The sequence below is a fragment of the Hymenobacter ruricola genome, from assembly GCF_015694525.1.
In the GTDB taxonomy this organism is placed as follows: Bacteria; Bacteroidota; Bacteroidia; order Cytophagales; family Hymenobacteraceae; genus Hymenobacter; species Hymenobacter ruricola.
Genome location: NZ_JADQDM010000011.1, coordinates 114409 through 133846, shown reverse-complemented (window position 1 = coordinate 133846; position 19438 = coordinate 114409). Strand labels below are relative to the sequence as shown.

Annotated in this window: 10 protein-coding genes; 1 reads left to right on the top strand and 9 read right to left on the bottom strand. The window is 63.4% G+C overall.

The genetic code is table 11. The features are described 5' to 3' along the window. Nucleotides 1–703: 703 nt before the first annotated feature. The 4 genes from I2H31_RS18395 to I2H31_RS18380 form a co-directional block, all read right to left on the bottom strand. The gene (locus I2H31_RS18395; RefSeq protein ID WP_196294522.1) at nt 704–4201 is read right to left on the bottom strand and encodes a lamin tail domain-containing protein; all 3498 of its coding nucleotides are present in this window, start codon (nt 4199–4201) and stop codon (nt 704–706) included. A 631-nt stretch (nt 4202–4832) separates the two neighbouring features. Continuing rightward, the gene (locus I2H31_RS18390; RefSeq protein ID WP_196294521.1) at nt 4833–6020 is read right to left on the bottom strand and encodes a glycosyltransferase family 4 protein; all 1188 of its coding nucleotides are present in this window, start codon (nt 6018–6020) and stop codon (nt 4833–4835) included. Between the two features lie 303 nt (nt 6021–6323). Continuing rightward, a complete protein-coding gene (locus I2H31_RS18385; protein ID WP_196294520.1) occupies nt 6324–7073 on the bottom strand; it encodes a LytR/AlgR family response regulator transcription factor in 750 nt (249 codons plus the stop codon). Nucleotides 7074–7184: 111 nt separating this feature from the next. Continuing rightward, on the bottom strand, nt 7185–8309 hold the full coding sequence (locus I2H31_RS18380; protein WP_196294519.1) for a sensor histidine kinase: 1125 nt from the start codon (nt 8307–8309) through the stop codon (nt 7185–7187). 331 nt (nt 8310–8640) lie between these two features. On the opposite strand from I2H31_RS18380, the gene pulA reads away from it, so the two are divergent. Then, the gene (gene pulA / locus I2H31_RS18375; RefSeq protein WP_196294518.1) at nt 8641–10632 is read left to right on the top strand and encodes a type I pullulanase; all 1992 of its coding nucleotides are present in this window, start codon (nt 8641–8643) and stop codon (nt 10630–10632) included. A 113-nt stretch (nt 10633–10745) separates the two neighbouring features. On the opposite strand, the gene I2H31_RS18370 is transcribed toward pulA, so the two are convergent. The 5 genes from I2H31_RS18370 to I2H31_RS18350 form a co-directional block, all read right to left on the bottom strand. Beyond that, on the bottom strand, nt 10746–13328 hold the full coding sequence (locus I2H31_RS18370; RefSeq protein ID WP_196294517.1) for a glycosyl hydrolase 115 family protein: 2583 nt from the start codon (nt 13326–13328) through the stop codon (nt 10746–10748). Nucleotides 13329–13442: 114 nt separating this feature from the next. After that, nucleotides 13443–14576 (bottom strand): endo-1,4-beta-xylanase, encoded by a 1134-nt coding sequence (locus I2H31_RS18365; protein ID WP_230687917.1) that lies wholly within the window; start codon nt 14574–14576, stop codon nt 13443–13445. A gap of 50 nt (nt 14577–14626) precedes the next feature. Then, nucleotides 14627–16192, bottom strand: coding sequence for an alpha-N-arabinofuranosidase (locus I2H31_RS18360; protein ID WP_196294516.1), 1566 nt, complete (start codon nt 16190–16192; stop codon nt 14627–14629). Between the two features lie 403 nt (nt 16193–16595). Further along, complete coding sequence (gene xylA / locus I2H31_RS18355) at nt 16596–17927, bottom strand: xylose isomerase (protein WP_196294515.1); 1332 nt, start codon at nt 17925–17927, stop codon at nt 16596–16598. Further along, complete coding sequence (locus I2H31_RS18350; protein ID WP_196294514.1) at nt 17920–19431, bottom strand: xylulokinase; 1512 nt, start codon at nt 19429–19431, stop codon at nt 17920–17922. Before I2H31_RS18350 ends, xylA begins: the two co-directional genes overlap by 8 nt. Nucleotides 19432–19438: the final 7 nt, after the last annotated feature.

Sequence of the window (19438 nt, the reverse complement as noted above, 5' to 3'; positions counted from 1 at the left end):
GCCATCAGTAGAATACTCTACCAACAAGCCATAAGCAGCCACTTGGTCACGACGAATTCCAAACGAAATCTGCAGGTCAGTGTATCCGCTGGCGTCTATCCCGCCAATGGCAAAGCCTATATTATTTGTGGCTTGGGTAAAGAAAAGATTTCCGTTGCCCGAAGCTCCGGAGTAACCAGACGACGGGCTGCTAACGCGCACATCAGGCGAAGCCGTTTGCCCGCCATTGGAATAAGTGTAGCCAAGCCCCTTTGTTGAAAAAGTTGTCGGAGCAGTCCCTGTGGCGTAAGTAGCTATTGCCGTATTTCCAGTAGGTGTTCCAAAGGTCTCCGTAAAAATTGTCGTCTGCCCCCACCCTAGCAGCGGTAACAGTAGCATCATCAGCAGCGCCACGCCGCGGCTGGCTGGAGAGGTAAAACGAGTACGAGGTGGGTACATAAGTAGCGGGTTTTGAGGAAACTAAAAAATGCTTTTGGCTGGACGCACTGTCTGTAAAATTAAGGCGACTTTATAGGACTAACCCCATCCGAAGCGTTACGAAAAGGTTAAAATCGTGCGCAGTGCAAACCAGGCAGCCGGCACGGCACAGCAGCGAAACCCTATAAAGGCATAATCCATTTTAAAATGAATTTAAAATGAAGCCCATCAAAAAAGCCTCCGCGGCGACGGAGGCTTTTTTGTAATGGAAGGGCCGCGGCTTTCGCTAGTCGAATTTCGCGAAGCGGCGGGTTTGCCGGCCCTCGGTGCTGCGCAGCTCCAGGAAGTAGGTGCCGGCGGGCAGTTGCCGCACCTCAATGGTAGGGTCGGCGGCGTCGGCGGGGCCGTGGGTCACCTCCTGCCCCAGCGCGTTCAGCACGCGGTAGGTGCGGCCCGCGGCGGCGGGCAGCGGCGCAGTCAGGCGCTCGGCGGTCGGGTTGGGGTACACGGCCCATTCGGCGGCCGCGTCCGGGCCGGTCACCGTCACCACCTGCGAGTAGGCCAGGGTGCCATCGAAGTCTACCTGGCGCAGGCGGTAGTAGAGCAGGCCGGCAGGCGCTTTGGCGTCGAGGGCGGTGTACTCGTGGGCGCGGCTGCTGCTGCCCTGAGCCGGCAGGCTCAGCACCGTTCCAAACGTTTTGCCGTCGAGGCTGCGCTCCACGTCGAAGCGGGCGCTGTTCTGCTCGGTGGCCGTGGCCCAGGTCAGGCGGACGTCGGCGGCCTGCCGGGTTGCGTCGAAACGGGTCAGCTCGACGGGCAGCGGGTTGGTGTTAGGGGGCGTGGTGCTGCTGGTGGCCAGCGTGAAATCGCCCAGCGGGCCGTTCGGGAACGAGGACGAGGTGATGTCGGTGCCCCCGCCCCCGCCCGGGTTGCCGATGTCGGCCCATTTGGTGTCGTCGGCCGGGTCGGTCATGGCCACGCGCAGGAAGCTCACGTTGGCCGGCGTCACCAGGTCGTTGGCGGCCGCGTAGCTCAGGCGGATGGTGGCGCTGCCCAGGGTGCTGGTGCCGCCCGGCTCGCGCATCAGGTTGAAGTAGCGAATCTGGGACACGCGGGCCAGCGTGGCCGGCAGCGTGCGCCCCGGCGACGGGCCTTCGACCTGGCGGGCCGTGTAGCTGGAGGTGCCAATGGCCTGGTCGGTGACCGTGAACGTGAGGGACCGGAACTGGCCGTCGACGCCCAGCGGGTAGCTCAACGACACCGTGGGCGTGGTGCTGTTGGTCACCGAAGCCTGGGTCAGGGTGTTCACGTAGCTGTCGATGCTGCCCCCCGTGAAGCCGCCCGTGGGCAGAATGGTGAGCTTGTAGGGCGCCTGCACAAAAAGGCGGCCCCGGCTCAGGGTGAGGTTGTTGACGGTGAGGTTGGTGGTGAGCTGAGCCGTGGGCACGGCGCCCGTAAGGCGGCTCAGCGTGAGGCCCTGCAGCACGTCCTGGCCGGGCACGAAGGCCAGCGCCCCAATGGCGCCCGAGCCCGTGAACCCGAGCGTGGACGAAGGCGTGACGGCAAAGCGCGCCACCGTGGGGTCCGCTACCGTCAGCACGCCCGTCACCGTCAGGCCCACCGTGGCGCCCAGGCCCAGCACCCCACTGGTGAGGGTGGCGGTGGCCACCTGCAAGGGGTTGTCAGTCAGCGTGAGCGTGCCGCCGGGGCGGTTCAGGTTGAGCTGGCTGAGCAAGCCCCCGGTGGGCGAGAAGGCCACCGTGCCCAGCGGGCCGCTGCCGGCCACGGTCAGAATGGACGCCGTAGAACCATTCAGGAAGCCGCCCGAAGCCGTTACGGGGCCGTTCAGCGTGAGGGTTCTGTTTAGCAGGTCCAGGGTGCCGCCGGCGAGGGTCAGGGCATTATTCACCGTCAGGTTGCCGCCCAGGGGCAGAACGGCACCGGCGCGGTTCAGAGTGAAACTGCCGAGGCCATTGGTGATGACGATGGCGCTCAAGGCTCCGCTTCCGCCGATAATCAGGTCTGCATCGGTAGCGCCGCGCACGATGCCCGTGCCCAGCACGGGGCCATTCAGTGTGAGCACATTGGCAGCGCCGATGGTGAGCGTGCTGCTGCTCGATACCGTCAGGGTGCCGTTTACCGTCAGGCTGGCGGGCAGGGTGAGGGTGTTGCCCGTGCCGGCCGCGTCCACCGTGAGGTTGTTGAGCTGGGTACTGCCCGGGGTCAGACGCAAAGTACCGAGCGTGGACCCGGAATTCTTACTGAATATCAGGTTAGAAGTGGGGCCCACGGCCAGAGCGCCGTTGGTGCCGCTGATGGCTGCCCGGCCGCCCGCAACAAAGCTCAGCGTGTTGTTGCCCACGGCCAGGACAGTGCCCGTGGTCAGCGCGTAGCCGCCCACCCCAATGCTGTTGCCCAATTCCAGGTCGCTGGTGCCATCGGCCAGCCGCGCGCCTTCCTGGTTGGCCACCAGGGTCAGCTTAAACAGTTTGATGAGGTTGCCGTTGCCGTTGAGCACCTGTTCAGTGGCGGTGTTGGTGAGGCTGAGCTGGATGAGGTTGTCGGCCGTCGGGCCAAAATTCACAGTGCCCGCGAGCGTGAAGTTGCCGCCGAGGCTCAGAATGGAGGCCGAACTTGCCGCGCCGCCAAACGAGTTGGCACCGTTCAGGTTGTCGACCACAAAGTTGCCGCGCACCACGGTGGTGCCGCCGCTGAGCTGCTTGCTGGCGGTGCTCAGGGTGAGGTTGCCGTAGCCCGGCGCGGCCACGATGGGCACCGTGAAGGCCGACGCCTGGGCGTATTCTACGGTGCTGGCCGGGTCCAGGGTGCCAAAGATGGCGGCCGGCTCCGCGTTTTGCTGCACCAGTGTGGCGTTGCTGCTCAGGTCCAGTGGGCCGGTGTAGTTGAAGGCGGCCGGCACGACGAAGGACGCGTTGGACTGCACCAGCACCTTGGCGTTGGTGCCGCTCACGGTCCAGGGCCCGTCAATCGTGCGGTTGGTTCCGACGACGACAAAGGTCAGGAAGTTGCTTGTGAAATTAGCGGGCGCGGGGCCCGTGCCGTCCAGCGTCGAGCTGAACGTATTCGGGTTGTTGAGAAAGCCGCCGGGGTTTTTGGTGCTGTAGTACACGATGGGCGTAAGCACCTCGGCGGGCGAGGCCGCGTTTTGCGGGCCCGGCGCGCCGCGCGTCACAAAGTCCAGGTTGTTGTTGTTGCTATCGTAGCCGTTGCCTTGGTCGGCGTCCACGTTGCCGGCAGCCAGGTCGGCGCTGGTCGAAGACTCGCGGGCCCGGCGCTCGATGCTGGTGGTGTTGCTGGGCGCCGGTGCCCGGCCTGCCCCTTCGTAGATGGTGCCCGAGGTGCCAAACCCCACAAAGTCAACAATACCGGCCGCTGAGGCGCTGGCCAGGCCGTTGAGCGCCGTGGCGTTGTCGACCAGGGCCACCCGGCCCGCGGTAGCCGACATGGCGATGCCGCCGGTTACGTCCGGCGCGGGCAGTGAAGCGCCTACGGCACCCCCCGAGGCCAGTTGCACCAACAAAAAGCTGTTAGGCGCAATGCTGATAGTGCCCAGCGGCGCCACTTGGTAGGAAGCAGTGGAAGTAGCCCCATTGTACTGCACCGAAAAGCCGCTCAGGTCGACCGGAGCAGCAGTCGGGTTATACAGTTCCACAAAGTCATTCGTGAAAGGCGAGCCGGAGTTGCCCCCGCCCCCAAATACTTCGCTGATAACTACATGATTAGTTTGGGCATGCCCAAGCCCCGCCAGTAGCAACAGGGGCATAATAAAGGTCCAGCTTCGCAGAAGGCGACCAATGCCGCAGGAGGTCGTAAATAATTGATTCATATGGTTAATTGAGAGGAGAAGTGATAATAATTACCTAAACGGTCAATTTTATCACGCAAATTTACCACTCATTTACCCACAAACGGCTGACGCTTGTCTTTATTATCTTTTATTTAATACCAAAAAAATTATTAATGAATACACCCCAAAAGGTGAATTCATTAATAATATCTAAAATCTGCCTCTACTTTGACTGTATATGACACGTTGATAACTACAGCGTTAGCAGCACGCCTAATACAGCCTATCTCCTATTCCCACGAGAACCCCAGTTTCCCGGCCCGCTGGTGCCTGCCATTCCGGCTCCGGGCGGATTTTTGGGCGCTGCTGCCAGCGGCGACAAACCGCTGGGTGGGTGGCCACGGCCAAAACGCAGTTCCGGTTAGGAATGACAGGACTTAAAGCAGCCCGGAATGGCGGTTCATCCGGGGCGGTGTTGCTGGGGAGGGCCGTGCGGTGATAACGGCCTAATGAAACTAAAATTACCCCGGCACTGGTCAGAAAAGGCCTCGCATCGGCCAAATACCCAAGTGCACCGATAAAAGCCGGCGTTTTATCTCGCGTGTCCTTACGAAACGGCCACGCGGGCGAATACCGACGCCAGGGCATCGGGCCGCCGCACGGCGCGGGTGCCGGCCGGGGTTTCGGCCACGGCACTCACGGCTTGGATGACGTCTTCGGTGAGGGCGCACTGGCGGTGGTGCGAGTAGCGCCAGCGGTCCATCTGGGCGCGCGCCACGCGCTGGCGGGTGGCGGCGGGGTCATCGAAACAGCGGCGGATAGAGCGGGCGCAGGCGGCCACGTCGCGGTGCAGGTAGAGCAGGCCGGTGTGGCCGTGCTGCACCAGCTCCACGGTGCCGCCGGTGGCGGCCACCACCACGGGCACGCCCGCGGCCATGGCTTCGAGAGTCACCATGCCGTAGGTTTCGTTTTCGGAGGCCAGCACAAACACGTCGATGGCCTGGTAGAACACCGCCGGGTTGGCCCGGAACCCGCGGAAATGAACCTGGTTTTCCAGGCCCAGCTGCTTCACCTGGGCCCGCAGCTGGCGCAGGTACGCATCGCCCTCGTTGCGGGTGGGCTCGCCCATGATGACGAGGCTGGCAGCGCGCCCGAACTGGGTGCGCAAGTGGTGCAGCGCCTCAATCACGAAGTCCTGCCCTTTCCCGGCATCCAGCCGGCCCAGAATGCCCAGCAGCGGGCCCTCTAAGGGCAGGCCCAGCTCGTGGCGGGCTTCGGCGGCGGTGCGGGTGTGCGGGGCAAACTGCTCCAGCGGCAAGCCCAGCGGCACCACGTGCAGCTTGCGCGCCTCAAAGCGGGTGTGGCGCGCCACCTCGCGGGCCAGGCCGGGCAGCGGCGTCAGCCAGGCATCGAGCTGGCCGAAGCGCAGGGTGTGCACCAGGCTGCGCTTGGGCCGGCCCAGCTGCATGTGCTGCTGGTAAATGACGCGCAGGCGCCCGCCCATCAGGGTTTTGACCAGCGTGGCCAGGGCCAGGTCCTTGTTCTGCGTAACTATCAGTATTTCCACCCGCAGGCGTTCGAGCTGGATTTTTAGCTCCCAGGCGGCGCGGGGCATGGCCAGGCCGCGGCCCACGCGCAGGGTTTCGAGGGGCACAAACCATTCTTCGGCCCAGTGAGCCAGCGGCGTGGCCGGCGGCGCCAGGAAGGTGACGCGCCAGCCGCGCTCCTGCATCCAGCCGGCAAACTTCAGGCTGTTGAGCTCCAGGCCGCCCAGGCTGCCGGAGAGGCAGAGCACGGCCAGCTGCGGGCGGGATTCCGGGGCACGCGCGTCCCGGCCGAGAGCGGAGCTCCCAGTGATGAAGTGTGGTGTCATAGCTCAGAAAGACAGAGAGGTGTGAGGCGGCGCGGTAGAAAGCGGGAGGGCGAGGGCGGCAGGCAGCGAAAAAAAAGAACGTCATGCAGAGCGCAGCGAAGCATCTTGCCCGCGCAACGCAATTCAAAACCCGCGCAACGCAATTCAAAAAAGGATTAGTGGCGGCAGGCAAGATGCTTCGCTGCGCTCTGCATGACGTTCATCTTATCTAAACCACCGCCGGCCTCAGGTCCAGCGGCTGAGGAACTGCAGAAACGTTTCCTTGTACTGGTCGCCCACCGGGATGGTGATGGCGCCAATCTGGACGGTGAGGCGGCGCACGGCTTCAATCTTATCGAGCGCCACAATGAACGAGCGGTGGATGCGCATGAAGCGGCGGGCGGGCAGTTTTTCCTCCATGGCCTTGAGGCTCATGAGGGAAAGCAGGGCGCGGGGCGTGCTTTTGAGGTGCACTTTCACGTAGTCCTTGAGGCCTTCCACGTAGAGAATGTCGCTCAGGGCCACGCGCACCAGCTGGTATTCGGCTTTCAGGAACAGGTACTCTTCCTCCTCGGGGCCGGTGGCGGCGGGGGCGCTGGCGTGCTGGGAGGTGAGCTCGGCGTAGGCGCGGGCCTTGCCGGCGGCCCGCAGAAACTCTTCGTAGTTGAAGGGCTTGACGAGGTAGTCGAGGGCATCGACGCGGTAGCCTTCCAGCGCGTATTGGCTGAAAGCGGTGGTGAAGATGACGCGCGGGCCGGTGGGCCCCAGCACCCGGGCCAGTTCCAGCCCATTCAGCTCCTGCATCTGAATGTCAAGAAAGGCCAAATCGACCGTGCCGGGGTGTTCGTGCAGGTACTTGAGGGCCTCCACGGCACTGCCAAACTTGCCCACCAGTTCCAGAAACGGCGTTTTCTGAATGAAGGAAACCACCAGGCCGAGGGCGAGGGGCTCGTCGTCGACGGCGATGGTGCGCAGGGGCGGCAGGGCGTTGGTCATGGGGCGGGCGGGTTTACGGCTGTCATCCTGAGCTTGCGAAGGACCTTCTCACGGTCGCTCAGTTTGACGTTACGGCAACGGGTTTTTTTATTGATAAGGTCCTTCGCAAGCTCAGGATGACAGAACCGCAACCGGCTCCAACGCCCCAACCTTGGCCTCCTCCCCTACCGCCAGGGTGAGGTGCACCAGAAATTCGTTGGCCGGCGTGTGCTCATCCACCACCAGCTGGAAGCGGCCGGGGTAGAGCAAATCGAGGCGGCGGCGGGTGTTGGCCAGGCCGATGCCGTTGCTGCCGGCCAGGTCGGTGGCGGGCAGGGCAAGGCGGCTGTTGCGCACTTCCAGCTCCACCACATCGGGCTGCGGCTGGCGGATGGCCACGTAGATGCGGCTGGGCTCGGTGGCGGCCACGCCGTGCTTAAAGGCGTTTTCGAGGAAGGGCAGCAGCAGCATGGGCGCCACGGGCACGTCGCGCACGGGGTCGGGCCGCTCGAAGGTGACGGTCACGCGCTCATCGAGCCGGAGCTGCATGAGGGTGATGTAGTCCTGCACGAAGGCAATTTCCTGGCTCAGCAGGGTCATGCCGCCGGCCGTGTCATACAGCACGTAGCGCATCATGCGCGAGAGGCGATGAATGGCCGTGCGGGCCTGCTCGCCGTCGAGCAAGGTGAGGGCGTAGATGTTGTTGAGGGTGTTGAAGAAAAAGTGCGGGTTTATCTGGGCCTTGAGCATGGACAGCTCCGAGCTCACGCGCTGCTGCTCCAGGGTCTGGCGGGCCTGGGCGTCTTTTTGCCACTTCTGCACCACCGTGATGCAGGTGCTGATGCCCAGCACAAACATGGTGGTGAGCAGGCCCATGGAATCGAAGCGGGGGCCGCGCGGGGTGAGCCGGGGCCGGCCCGCCACGGCAATAAAGGCCTTGTCCATGAGCGCGGGCAGGTTCAGGGCGGACTCCAGCAGCTTGCTGAACAGCAGCACCCCCACCGTGACGCCCACCAGCGCCAGAATGAACCAGCCCGTGCGCCCCTGAAACAGCAGCCGCGGCACCAAGACTTTAGCCGTGAGGTAGAACGTGGCCACCCACACGCAGAACAGCAGCCCCTGCTTCAGCCAGAACTGCGGGGGCATGGTGAGCCGGCCGGTGAGCGGCTGAAACAGCAAGAACGTGAGTCCGAACAAGCCCCACACCAGCACGTGAATGAGCGGGGTGAGGTAGCGCCGGGGGGTGAGGACGGCCATAGCACAGGAGGAAAGCGAAACAAACATAGCAGGCACCCATTTCCAAAACCCCGCCAAACCGACCGTAACGAGGATTGTATCGACGGCGGGGGCCGTTTTATCGGCCGGGCAGGGCGCCTTCTGGAGAGGGCTTGCTTTGTCCTGAAACGGGAAGGCACACCAAAAAGAACCTCATGCCAGGCGCTAAGCAGCATCCACCGTGCTTCTACGAATCCAATCGTTGGAATTAGCGCGGGAAGCCAGATATTGCGCTGCGCCCGGCATAATGGCTTTTTGCAGCTTATTAGCCGCAGCTAGTCTTCATTACGTACAATTCCCGAACTTTGCAGCCATGATTCGCTCCCTCCTGTTGCTCGTGCTGCTTTCTACCACCAAATCCCCGGCCGCTCCGCCCCTGCCCGATTTCGATAGCTACCCCGTGTACCGCGGCCCCGACCTGGGCCTGACCTGGCGCGGGCCCCAGGCCACCCTGCGCGTGTGGGCCCCCACCGCCGAGGCCCTGCACCTGAAGCTGTACGCGGCCGGCACCGGCGGCGCGCCCACCGCCGACCTGGCCATGACCAAGGCCGAAGACGGCACCTGGCTGGCTGCCCTGCCCGCCGGCACCGCCGGCTTCTACACGGTGCAGGCCACCATCGCCGGCAGGAAAATGGCCGAAGTGGCCGACCCGTATGCTCATGCCGTCGGAATCAACGGCCAGCGCGGGGCCGTGCTCAACCCCACCGCCGTGAGCCCGCCCGGCTGGCCCGACGACCTGCGCCCGGCCCTGAAGCAGCCCACCGACGTCGTCATCGGCGAAGTGCACGTGCGCGACCTCAGCATGCACCCGCAGTCGGGCATCACCCGCAAGGGCAAGTACCTCGGCGTGGCCCAGCTCGGCACCCGCGGCCCCGAAGGCGTGACCACCGGCCTGGAGCACCTGGTGGAGCTGGGGCTGACCCACGTGCACCTGCTGCCCACCAACGACTTCGCCAGCCTCGATGAAGCCGCGCCGGCCAGCGTCGCCCGCTACAACTGGGGCTACGACCCGCTGCACTACTCCGTGCCCGAAGGCTCGTATTCGACCAACGCCGCCAACCCCGCCACCCGCATCAGCGAGTTTAAGCAGCTGGTGCAGAACCTGCACGGCCAGGGCCTGCGCGTGGTGCTCGACGTGGTGTATAACCACACCGCCAACGCCGCCCGCAGCAGCTTCGAACAGCTGGTGCCCGGCTACTACTACCGCCACAACCCCGACGGCTCTTACTCAAACGCCACCGCCTGCGGCAACGAAGTGGCCTCGGAGCGGCCCATGGTGCGCAAGCTCATCGTGGAATCCGTGACGTATTGGGCACAGGAATACCACGCCGACGGCTTCCGCTTCGACCTCATGGGCGTGCTGGACATTGAGACCATGCGCGCCGTGCGCGTGGCCCTCGACCTGCAGGACCACAGCATCCTGACGTATGGCGAGGGCTGGGCCGCCGGGGCCTCACCCCTGCCCGAAGCCCGGCGCGCCGTGAAGGCCAACATGGGCAAGCTCGACCGCATTGCGGCCTTCGGCGACGAGTTGCGCGACGGCGTGAAGGGCCATTTTGCCCGCCAAACCGAGCCCGGCTTTGCCAGCGGCCAGGCCGGCCTGGAGGAGAGCGTGAAGTTCGGCATCGTGGCCGCCACCCAACACCCGCAGGTGGATTACGCCAAGGTCAATTACTCGAAAGCCGCCTGGGCCAGCTCGCCCGCCCAGGCCATCAACTACGTGGCCTGCCACGACGACCTGGTGCTCTGGGACAAGCTAAAAGCCTCGAACAAAGGCGCTTCCGAGGCGGAGCTGATTAAGATGGATTTGCTCAGCAACACCATCGTGTTTACCTCGCAGGGCATTCCGTTTTTGCCGGTCGGCGATGAGTTTTTGCGCACCAAGGGCGGCGCGCACAACTCTTTCAATCAGCCCGACAGCGTGAACCAGCTCGACTGGGCGCGCAAGGCCCGATACGCCGGCGTGTATGACTTTTACCGCAAGCTCATTGCCCTGCGCCGGGCCCACCCCGCCTTCCGCCTGCCCACCGCCGAGCTGGTGCAGCAGCACCTGGAATTTCTACCCGGCACCCACCCCGGCGTCATCGCCTACCAGCTGAAAAACCACGCCGGCGGCGACCCCTGGCAGGACATCACGGTCATTTTCAACGGCAACCACTCGGCCGATAGCGTGGCCCTGCCGCGCGGGACCTACACGGTGGTGTTGCGCGGCAAAGAAATCAACCAGGAAGGCTTCGACGTGCTCGAAGTGATGAGCGGCGTGCAGGTGCCCGGCAGCTCGGCCCTGATACTGATTCGGCAGTAGTTGAACGACGTAGAGACGCCATATTTTGCGTCTCTACGTCCGCGCCGTCCGGGTGTCGTTAGCGCCGCATCGTTTACGCGCCATGTTCAACGACGAGACGCAACTATGCGTCTCTACCGCTGCCCCACGCTGCCCTTGCCAGCGGCGGGCGCGGGCACGTTCTCGGGCGGGCCGAGGTAGCTGGCGGGCGCCTCGCCCTGGCTCACCACCAGTTTTTCCAGCACCACGCCGGGGTCTACGCGCCAGAACCTGAGCACGTGCGGGCCAGCCGCGGCCACGCGGTGCTGTGAGGTTTTAAGGATGATGTTTTCGGCCACGGCCTGCTCCCAGGGCTTGTTGCCGTTGTCGGGGTTGAGGCCGGTGTGCAGGTTGATGAGCTGCGGCGCTTCGTCGTCAATCGACACGGCGTAGCGCAGGCCGGTGGTGTTGGTGAAGTCCAGCGTGGGAGCCAGATAAGCGGCCACTTGCACGGCGCCGGGCTGGGCCAGGCTGATGCGGTATTCCAGGTGCGGGCTGGCACCGCCGGGCGTGGCCGTGGGCGCCGCCGTGACCGGAAACGTAGTGACGGCCCCGAGCGTGCGGCCCAGGTCCGGCAGGCGCTGCCAGATGATGGGGCCCGCGCCTACGGCCGTGGTGTAATGCTCCGCCTCCAGGCTGACGTAGCTGCCAGTGCCCGCAGAAGCAACTGCAGCAGTGTTTGCAGGCGGCGCACCGGCGCCGGCCACGGTCTGCACCTCGGGCATTTTATCGGCGGGCGGCTGCTGCCAGTAGGTGTAGCCGATGTGCGTCTGGTCCATCATGTGGTTCCACTTGCCGCCGGCCAAGGCGTGGTAGCGGTTCTTTATTTCGGCATCTTTGGCAAACAGGGCTTTGGCTTTCTCGGCTAATTCGTTGGCATTGGCCTGGCCTTTTTGGGCCGCCTCGCGGTTGCGCGCCACGGTGTAGTACAGCTCGTTGAGGTTGGCGCAGGCCTGCACGGGGTGCAGCACCAGCTCGTAGTAGGCGTCGCGGCTGGCGGCCGGCATTTTTTGGTTGATGGCCTCGGCGCGGGTCAGCAGCTGGTTGTAGTCGGCCACCACCGTGGCCCACTCGCCGGTGGCCAGGCGGTAGGTGTTGGCGTCGAGCAGTTCGGGCTTGCGGCGGGCGTTGTACTTGGCGTATTTGGCCAGGATGTCGGCTATTTCGGGGGCATAAGCCGGGCCAAACTGCTGGGCGGCCCAGCGCTGGGTGTAGGCCGCCACGCCGGTGGCCGGAATGCGGTCGGGGTTCCAGGCGTAGTCCAGGAAGAAGCTGATGGGCAGTTCCATGGGCTTGAGGTCGCCCACGTTCACAATCCAGATTTTGTCGGCGCCATATTCTTTGGCCAGGTGCATCTGCTCCCAGATGCGCGGCAGCGGGTTCGTGTTCAGCCACTTGTAGTTGCGCGGGCCGCCCACGTAGTCGAAGTGGTAGTAGATGCCGTAGCCGCCGGCCCGGGGCTTTTCGCCCGGCTTGGGCAGCTTGCGGAGGTTGCCCCAGTTGTCGTCGCAAAGCAACAGGGTCACGTCGTCGGGCACGCGCATGCCCTTGTCGTAGTAGTCCTGCACTTCTTTGTAGAGGGCCCACATTTGGGGCGTTTGCGCGGCGGGCTTGCCGGTCGTTTCGGCAATGATTTGGCGCTGGTCGGCCACTATTTTTTCGAGCAGCGCAATGTTGCTTTCGCGGCTCATGGGCTCGTCGCCGTCGCCGCGCATGCCCACGGTCACGATGTTTTCGCGGGTGCCCATCCGCTGCATGCCGCCGCGCCAGAACTCCTGCAGCCTGGCCGCATTGGTCTGGTAGTTCCAGGCGCCGCCGTCGAACTTCTTCCATTCCTCGTGCGCCCGGGTCAGCGGCTCGTGGTGCGAGGTGCCCATCACGATGCCGTACTCGTCGGCCAACACGGGGTTTTGCGGGTCGTCGGCGTTGAACATGTTGCCCCACATGGCCGGCCACAGGTAATTCCCCTTCAGCCGCAGAATCAATTCAAACATGTGGGTGTACATCTTCGAGTTGACGCCACCGAATTTCTCCTGCGACCAGTTTTGCAGGGCCGGCGCCTCGTCGTTGATGAAAATGCCGCGGTATTTCACGGCCGGCTCGCCCAGCGTGTAGCGGCCGGGCGCCACGTAGAGGGCAGTTTGGGGCTTCACCGGCACGTCGGCCCACCAGTACCAGGGCGACACCCCCATCTGCTGCGAGAGGTCGTAAATGCCGTAAATCGTGCCGCGCTTGTCGCTGCCGGCAATGACCAGCGCACGTGCCACGCCGGGCAGGGGCTGCTCCACCACCTGCCGCACAAAGGTTTCCCAGCGCCCGGCCACGGCCTTCACGTCCAGCTTCTTGGCTTTGATGAGCTGGTCAATCAGCGGGCTCTTGCCGATGGTGCCGATGAACACGACCTCCTGCCCTGCCGGCTTACCGGTGCCGAACGGCGGCTGGATTCTGGTCACGCGCTGCACGTCGGCCTGCAGGTCTTTGGCGGCGCGCAGCACACCGGGCCAGTCGCTGGCGCTGGCGTAGATGGGGGCGGTTTTGCCGGCCGCAGCCAGCGTGAAGCCGCCCTGGCCTTTAGTGGCCGAAACGGTGCTGGCGCCCACGGGCAGGGTTGTTTGGGCCAGCGCATCGAAGGTGCTGAGCAGCACTGCGAATGGCAATAACAAACGGAAGAATTTCATGGCGCGATGTAGAGACGCGACCCTTCGCGTCTCGGCGTTGAACAATGACCGTCGAGCACTAGCAAAACGGCGCGAACGGGAGACGCGAAGGGTCGCGTCTCTACATACGTTCTGCTAAAATTTCACCACTTCATAAAAAGCCTTTTTGGGCTTCTGGTTCTGGTCGAACAGCAGCGGGTAGTTTTTGCGGCCGGCCACTGGGTAGGTGTCCAGCCAGGTGTATTTGTCGGAAATGTTCCAGAAGGTCACGCCCGTAATCACGTCTTTGTAGTCCCGGAACACCTTGAAGAACATTTTGTACTGCGCGGCCTGCTTCTGTTCCAGCTCCGGCGTGTAGGCGTCCGACTCGCCCGGCCGCTTGGCGCGGCGCTCCTTCTCCCAGGGGTAAATCGACACGTCGAGCTCGGTAATCTGGATTTTCAGGCCCAGCGACTTGTACTGGTCCAGGGCCGCGCGCAGTTCCGGCTCCGTGGGCTCCTGCAAGGACCAGTGACCCTGCAGGCCCACGGCATCAATCGGCACCTTGGCGTCCTTCAACTGCTTGAGCAGCTTGACGATGCGCTCGCGCTTTTCGGGGCGCTCGGTGTTGTAGTCGTTGTAAAACAGCACGGCCTTAGGGTCGGCCGCGTGGGCGTATTCAAAGGCTTTGGCAATGAAGTCTTCGCCGCAGATTTTGTACCACTCTGAGTTGCGCAAAAACTCGTTGGGGTTGTCGGAAATGGCCTCGTTCACCACGTCCCAGGCGTAGATTTTGCCCCGGTAGCGCTTCACCACCGTGTTGATGTGGTCTTTGAGCCGCTGCAATAGCACTTCTTTGGAAACCTGCGTGCCGTCGGCATTTTTGAACAGCCACTTCGGGGTTTGCTCGTGCCAGAGCAGGTTGTGGCCGCGCACGCGCAGCTTGTTGTCCTGCGCAAACTGCACAATCTGGTCGGCATCGTCCCAGAAATAGCGGAACTCCTCCGGATGAATGGGGCCCATTTTCATGGCATTCTCCGGCGTAATGCTGTTGAACTGTTGCTTAATTAGCTCGCCCTCGGCGCCTTTCAGGCCCTGCGGCGACACGGCCACCCCGATGGGAAAATACGCTCGGTAGTAGTCTTTCAGGCCTTTCGCGGGCGGTGCGGGCACCTGCGCGTGCGCCAGCGCAGCCACGTCGTAGCGGCTGTTGAGCGCGCCGAGGCCGGCCATAATCAGGCTGCCGAGCAGCAGGCGGCGCAGCGGGGTAGCGAGTAAGTTGGTTTTCATATTCGGAATGGTAAAAAGCCCGTCGCGCAGCATAGCGGGCTAAAAATTGTTCAGCGCAGCTCCAGCATCACCACCGACTTCGGCGGCAGTTCCACGGCCAGCTTATCGCCACGCTTTTTAGCGCCCGTGAAGCTGGCCAGCTTCACGGCATTGGGTTTGTCGAAGGTGTTGTAATCGTTGATTTTAGCCGAAGTCAACACGCGGCCCGTTACGGTTTTCCAGCTTATGCCCGCCAGCGCCGTTTCCAGGGCAATGGCCTTGTGCGGGTCGAGATTGACCAGCGAGATGTGCACCGCGCCGCTCTTATCCTTGGATGCCGAGGCGTTCAGGGCCGGGATTTTCTCGCTGCCAAACGCGTAGTCCGGGCTGCTGAACTGCAGCGGCAGGTACTGGGCATCCTGGTGCACCTGGTAGAGGTCGAACACGTGGTAGGTGGGCGTGAGCAGCATCCGGTCCTTGTCGGTGAGGATGACGGCTTGGAGCACGTTCACGGCCTGGGCCAGGTTGGCGCCGCGCACCCGGTCGCAGTGGTTGTTGAAGATGTTGAGCGTGGTGCCGGCCACCAGCGCGTCGCGCAGCGAGTTTTGCTGGTACAGAAAGCCGGGGTTGGTGCCGGGCTCCACGTCGGTCCACACGCCCCACTCATCCACCAGCAGGGCCACCTTTTTGTCCTTGTCGTACTTGTCCATGATGGCGGCGTGCTTGCTCACGATGGCCTCCATCCGCAGGCAGTTGCGCAGGGTGCTGAAGTACTGGGTTTCGTCGAAATTGGTGGCCGAGCCCTTGCTGCCGGTCCAGTTGCCGGTGGGCAGCGTGTACTGGTGCAGGGTGAGGCCCCACATCTGGCCGAGCGGAATGCGCTTCATGCACGTTTCCGTCCAGTTGGGGTCGTCGCCGTTAGCGCCGCTCACTATTTTTTTCAGCGGCGGCGAGGCCGGGTAGTTGTGGGCGAAGGTGGCGTAGCGCTTGTACACGTCGGTGTAGTACTCGGCGGTCATGTTGCCGCCGCAGCCCCAGCTTTCGTTGCCGATGCCCCACCAACTCACTTTGTAGGGCTCGGGGTGGCCGTTGCGGCGGCGTTCCAGTACCAGCGGGGTGTCGTCGTTAGCGTTGAGGTATTCCATCCAGCCGGCCATTTCCTGCACGGTGCCGCTGCCCACGTTGGCCGCCAGGTAGGGCTCGGTGCCGAGCAGGCTGCACAGCTCCAGAAATTCGTGCGTGCCGAAGCTATTGTCTTCGAGCGTATTGCCCCACCACATGTTCAACATCTTGGGCCGCTGGGCGCTGGGCCCCACGCCGTCGTGCCAGTGGTAGGTATCGGCGAAGCAGCCGCCGGGCCAGCGCAGGTTGGGCACCTTGATTTTGCGCAGCGCCTCCACCACGTCCATCCGGATGCGGCCTTGCTGTGGGGCTTTCGAATCTTTATCCACCCAAAACCCGCCGTAGATGCAGCGGCCCAGGTGCTCGGCAAAATGCCCGTAGATGTGCCGGCTGATTTGCAGCTTGGGGTCGCCGGCCTGCACGGTCATCTGCACGGGTTGGGCGGTGGCAGCCGGGCCGGCAACCGCCAGGCCGAGCGAGCCGAGGGCGGTCAGAATGCGCTTGGGAAAACTCATGCAACGAGGAAAAGCAGCGGGAAAACAGGAGGCAAAAGACGACCCGATAGGCCGACGGCAAAACGGCGTTCCGGCCGGCGGGCACACTGACCCGCCTGAAGCGTGACCCGCTCACCAACGGGCCTATCTTCGTGCCGGAACGCCGGAGCCGCCTACTGGCGGCGGGCTCACACAAGCCCGCCGCAGTCGGCAAAACGTCTCCAGCCAGCCGCCTCGCTATTCCCACCACTTGGCGGCCAGCCGGTTCCGTTTTTGGTTTAGCTCTTTGCTGAGCTTAAATTTTTCAAAACGTCATGTCGAGCTTGTCGAGACATCTCGCGTGCCAGAGTAAATAATTACTTCTCCGAGCGAGATGCCTCGGCTGCGCTCGACACGACGACCTATTTCGTTGGGCCATTAAAGCCTAGATGTACTGATTGATAATGGCTTCCAGCCACTCCTGCTTGCCGCTCCGGGGCGTGGGCTCGCCCGATTTGTGGGCGATGGTGCGCAGGTCTTCCAGGGTCAGGCCGCCGCGCTCGAACTCGGCACCCTGGCCGGAATCGAACGAGGCGTAGCGCTCCTGGCGGAATTTGCGGTAGGGCGACTTTTCGAGGATGTCATTGGCCACCACCAGGGCGCGGGCGAAGGTGTCCATGCCCGAAATGTGGGCGATGAAAATGTCCTCCAAATCGGTGGAGTTGCGGCGGGTTTTGGCGTCGAAGTTGATGCCGCCGTGCCGGAAGCCGCCGTGTTCCAGAATGATGAGCATGCTCTCGGTCAGCTCGTTCAGGTTGTTGGGAAACTGGTCGGTGTCCCAGCCGTTCTGGTAGTCGCCGCGGTTGGCGTCCATGCTGCCCAGCAGGTTGGCATCGGCGGCCACTTGCAGCTCGTGCTGGAAGGTGTGGCCGGCCAGCGTGGCGTGGTTCACTTCCAGGTTCAGCATGAAGTCGTTTTCCAGGCCGTGCTCGCGCAGGAATCCAATGACGGTGGCGGCATCAAAATCGTACTGGTGCTTGGTGGGCTCGGCCGGCTTGGGCTCGATGAAAAACTTGCCCGTGAAGCCCTGCTGGCGGGCGTAGTCGCGGGCCATGGTCAGGAAGCGGCCCATGTGCTCCTGCTCGCGCTTCATGTCGGTGTTGAGTAGGGTCATGTAGCCCTCGCGGCCGCCCCAGAACACGTAGTTCTCGCCGCCCAGCGCAATGGTGGCATCAATGGCATTTTTCACCTGCGTGGCGGCGTGGGCCACCACCTGAAAGTCGGGGTTGGTGCTGGCGCCGTTCATGTAGCGCGGGTTCGAAAACACGTTGGCCGTGCCCCAGAGCAGCTTCACGCCGGTATCGGCCTGGTGCTGCTTGGCGTAGTCCACGATGGTGGCCAGGTTGCGCTCGTACTCGGCCAGCGAGTCGCCTTCGTCCACTAGGTCAATGTCGTGGAAGCAGTAGTAGGGCGTGCCGAGCTTGGTGAAAAACTCGAACGCGGCGTCCATCTTGTCCTTGGCGCGGCCGATGATTTCGTGGTGCGAGTCCCAGGCAAACTGCTTGGTGCCGGGGCCGAACGGGTCGCCGCCGGTGCCGGTGAAAGTGTGCCAGTACGACACCGCGAAGCGCAGGTGCTCCTTCATGGTTTTGCCGGCCACCACGCGGTTTTCGTCGTACCATTTAAAGGAAAGCGGGTTGTCCGACTCGCGACCTTCGAAGCGAATGGTGTCGATGCCCGTGAAGAATTCTGTCTTGGAGAGCGTGTTGCTAGACATAGGAAGGGGTGGTGATGGAATTGGGAATACGGTGAGATAAAGCGTCTTGCCAGCGGCTATACGCGGCGTGGTATTGTTCACGGAGCCGGTCGGTGGGCTCCACGGTGAGAATGCGTTCGAGGCCCCCAAAGGCTTCGGCCGGACTGGCGTATACGCCGGCCCCGATGCCGGCGCCGCGCGCCGCGCCCTGGGCCGCGTCGGTGTTGTAGAGCTCCAGCTCCACGTTGCCGCTGTTCACAAAGGCTTCGCGGAAGACCGGACTGAGGAACATGTTGGCGTTGCCGGCGCGCACCTTGCGCACCTGCACGCCGCTGGCCCGCATGATGTCCATGCCGTAGTTCAGGGCGAACACGATGCCTTCCTGCGCCGCGCGCAGCACGTGCGGCTGGTGGTGAATATTGAAGTTCAAACCGCGCAGTTCGGCATCGGCCGGGCGGTTTTCGAGGATGCGCTCCACGCCGTTGCCGAAGGGCAGGAACACGAGGCCCTCCGCTCCTACCGGCGCCTGGGCAGCCAGCTGGTTCATGCGGTCGTAGGGCAGCTCGCCCACGATTTTGCGCAGCCAGCTGTTCAAAATGCCGGTGCCGTTGAGGCACATCAGCACGCCGTTGCGGGGCTGGGCGGGCGTGCTGTTCACGTGCACGAAGGAGTTGACGCGCGAGCGGGGGTCGGGTGTGTTGGTTTCGTTGATGCCGTAGACCACGCCGCTGGTGCCGCCGGTGGCCGCCACTTCGCCCGGGTTCAGCACGTTGAGGGAGAAAGCGTTGTTGGGCTGGTCGCCGGCCCGGTAGCTGATGGGGGTGCCGGCCGTGAGGCCCAGCTCCTGCGCAGCTTCGGCGCTCAGGTGGCCCTGCACCGAGAAGGTATCCACTACTTCCGGCAACAGGTCGGCGCTGATGCCATAGTAGTCCAGCAATTCCTGGGCGATGGCCTGCCGCTTGAAATTCCAGAACACGCCTTCCGACAAGCCGGAAACAGTGGTTTGCAGTTGCCCGCTCAGCTTGAAGGCGATGTAGTCGCCGGGCAGCTGAATCTTGTGAATCCGGGCGTAGACCTCGGGCTCGTTTTCGCGCACCCACTTCAGCTTGGACGCGGTGAAGTTACCGGGCGAATTCAGGAAGTTTTCGAGGCAGTATTCTTCGCCCAACTCCGCAAAGGCCTGGTTGCCGAAGTCCACGGCGCGGCTGTCGCACCAAATGATGGCGGGACGCAGCACTTTGCCGTCCTTATCCACCAGCACCAATCCGTGCATCTGGTAGGTGATGCCGATGCCGGCCACCAGCGAGGTATCAAAGCCGTAGCCGGCTTTCAGCTCGGCGGTGGCGTTCACCACTTCCTGCCACCAGCGCTCGGGGCGCTGCTCGGCCCAGTTGGCCTGGGGCACGCTGATTTCCATCTCCTGCCTGGGCGAGGTGACGGCCGCCACGCACTTGCCGGTGTCAATGTCCAGCAGGGAGGCTTTTATCGAAGAGCTACCGATGTCGTAGCCGAGGAGGTATTTCATGGGGTGA

What these genes read in the sequence shown, in the direction of transcription:
- I2H31_RS18385 (WP_196294520.1), bottom strand. Translation starts at nt 7,073, where the DNA reads ATGACCAACGCCCTGCCGCCCCTGCGCACCATCGCCGTCGACGACGAG.
- I2H31_RS18365 (WP_230687917.1), bottom strand. Translation starts at nt 14,576, where the DNA reads ATGAAAACCAACTTACTCGCTACCCCGCTGCGCCGCCTGCTGCTCGGC.
- I2H31_RS18360 (WP_196294516.1), bottom strand. Translation starts at nt 16,192, where the DNA reads ATGAGTTTTCCCAAGCGCATTCTGACCGCCCTCGGCTCGCTCGGCCTG.
- xylA (WP_196294515.1), bottom strand. Translation starts at nt 17,927, where the DNA reads ATGTCTAGCAACACGCTCTCCAAGACAGAATTCTTCACGGGCATCGAC.
- I2H31_RS18395 (WP_196294522.1), bottom strand. Translation starts at nt 4,201, where the DNA reads ATGCCCCTGTTGCTACTGGCGGGGCTTGGGCATGCCCAAACTAATCAT.
- I2H31_RS18350 (WP_196294514.1), bottom strand. Translation starts at nt 19,431, where the DNA reads ATGAAATACCTCCTCGGCTACGACATCGGTAGCTCTTCGATAAAAGCC.
- I2H31_RS18380 (WP_196294519.1), bottom strand. Translation starts at nt 8,309, where the DNA reads ATGGCCGTCCTCACCCCCCGGCGCTACCTCACCCCGCTCATTCACGTG.
- pulA (WP_196294518.1), top strand. Translation starts at nt 8,641, where the DNA reads ATGATTCGCTCCCTCCTGTTGCTCGTGCTGCTTTCTACCACCAAATCC.
- I2H31_RS18370 (WP_196294517.1), bottom strand. Translation starts at nt 13,328, where the DNA reads ATGAAATTCTTCCGTTTGTTATTGCCATTCGCAGTGCTGCTCAGCACC.